The 2,222-nt window shown below is 66.9% G+C and carries 2 protein-coding genes; one reads left to right on the forward strand and one right to left on the reverse strand.

All coding sequences use genetic code 11. The features are described 5' to 3' along the window. Positions 1-967 (forward strand): T9SS type A sorting domain-containing protein (locus FJZ36_19085; protein MBM3217004.1); only part of this gene is annotated, 967 nt, incomplete at its 5' end. Between the two features lie 191 nt (positions 968-1,158). On the opposite strand, the gene FJZ36_19090 is transcribed toward FJZ36_19085, so the two are convergent. Beyond that, positions 1,159-2,220: a Gfo/Idh/MocA family oxidoreductase gene (locus FJZ36_19090; protein MBM3217005.1), complete on the reverse strand. Its 1,062-nt coding sequence runs from the start codon at positions 2,218-2,220 to the stop codon at positions 1,159-1,161. Positions 2,221-2,222: the final 2 nt, after the last annotated feature.

Raw genomic sequence — 2,222 nt, forward strand, 5'->3', positions numbered from 1 at the left:
CGTGGGCGATCCGGCGGCGCAGTCGGTGTCGGTGACGCTGCAACCTCGCTGGAACCTCGTCGGCGCTCCGTTCGGGGGCGCGCCCGCGTCAGCCTACAACCCGACCGCCAAGACGGTCTTCGCGTATGACGGCGTCAACTACGTCATCGCGACGAGTCTGTCGCAGTTCCAGGGCTACTGGGTCTACAACGAACTGGCGACGGCTCGGACGGTGACGATCAGCCAAACGCCGACGGCTCCGGCGATCGTCCAGCGCGCGGCTCCGTCGCCGGATTGGGTCGCGCCGCTGACCATCTCGCTCGACAGCGGGGCGCTCAAGACGGTCGAGCTGGGCAGCGGCTCGAAGGCGCAGGTGGGCTTCGACGCCTACGACGTGGGTCTGCCTCCGGCTCCCCCGGTTCGGAGCTACTCCGAGTTCTTCGCCAAGACGGACGATCCGGTCGAGCGGATGACTCGGAGCGTCCTGCCGTCGAGCCAGCGCGAGGCGACGTGGGAGCTCTCGGCGAACCTGGCGGAAGCGGGAACGCTCCGCTGGACGGCTCAGACGCTTCCGCAGGGCTACCGGATCATCGTCGAGTCCGGCGATGAGCGGCATGACCTCAGCCGCGAGGGTTCCATGCGTCTCAACGCAGGGAAGCACACCTTCACGGCGCGTCTGACCTTCACGCCGCCGTCCCGAAGCCGCCTGATGGCGAACTACCCCAATCCCTTCAACCCGGAGACGTGGATTCCCTTCGAGCTGAAGGAGGGTTCCGCCGTCACGGTGAACGTCTACGACGTGGCCGGCTCACTCGTCCGCAAGCTCGACCTGGGCTACCGCGAGCCGGGGTACTACACGTCGCGTGACGAGGCGGCGTACTGGGATGGTCGGAACGAGCTCGGGGAGCGGGTCGCGAGCGGGGTGTACTTCTACGAGCTCCGCGCGGGGAGCTTCCGCGAGACGCGGAGGATGGTGATTCACAAGTAGCCCGCGCCAACGGTCAACCACGTAGGGGCGGGTCTCAGACCCGCCCCTACGACCCGTCCTCAACCAGTGGTGAGGGGGTCGCTCCCTCATGTTGGGTCCGCTGAACGGACTCGACGCTTCATCCATGCGCCCATCTCTCCATCGAGGGATGGGCGCGCTTGTTGTTGCGGGCCCGCGCTCTGATGTGACCGCTACGCGAAGAGCGACGCCCGCAGCGCGCCGACGTCCACGCGTTCCAGCGTTCGCGCCGACGCGTTGAGTGCCTCCATGAGGACCCACGTGTCGAGCGAATGCCCCATCCAGTCGCGGTCCTTGCCGGTCGTGATGGCGTCCGCCAGCGCGTCGAACTGAATGCGGTCGTCTTCTATGAGCCCGGCGTGCAGGTCCTGGAGCTGAACGTCCTCGACGCACTCGTCCTTGCGGAACAACTGAAGGTGCCCGGCGTCGCGGCGGATGTCACCGCGCTCGCCCTGGAACGTCCAGTGGCCACTCCACCCGAACGGGTTGGCGTGTCCGGCTCTCGTGCCGGCGTAGGAGACGCACGCGCCGTTGGCGTATTCCATCAGCGCGTTACCGCCAGCGGTTCCCCACACGCCCGTCTGACCCAGTTCGACGTCCTCGCGCTTGTGGACGCGAGCCGTGACGTATGCCGGGAGCCCCTTCGCCGCGACGAGCTGATCCAACTGGTGGCTCGCCCCGGCGTGGAAGTAGAGACCCTCGACAAACGCGTCGGGCTGGCGAGTGTCTTTGCCCGTCCACAGGTTCTGTCGGATCCAGAAGCGGCACTCGCCGCCGATCATCTCGCCGATGCCGTTCTCTTCGCGGAGCCATTCGCGCATCTTGGCGGCGGCGGGGTTCCACCGCTTGTTCTGTCCCTGGACGAGCATCAGATCGGGGCGCTTGCGGTGTGCCGCGATCATCGAGCGGAACTCGTCCTGGCTGCACGCGATCGGCTTGACGCAAAGCGTGTGCATGCCGAGTCCGAGGCTCTCCACGACAAGCGCCTCGTGTGCGGTCGTCGAGGCGAAGATGAGGCAGACGGATGCCTCGTGGCGCTGCCGGGCTTCCGTGATCGACGTGTAGACGCGATCCGCGAGATCGGCGGGCACGTCGCCCGTCAACGTCCCGATCGCGACGCGACTACCTTCGACGTCGATATCGACGCAGGCGACCGGCTCCAAGCCCTTGCAGTTGACCAGCGCTTGCAGGCGACCGTGACCGAAATGTCTGCATCCGACGTGGATCGTTGGGATCG

The organism is Candidatus Poribacteria bacterium, assembly GCA_016866785.1.
Lineage (GTDB): Bacteria > Poribacteria > WGA-4E.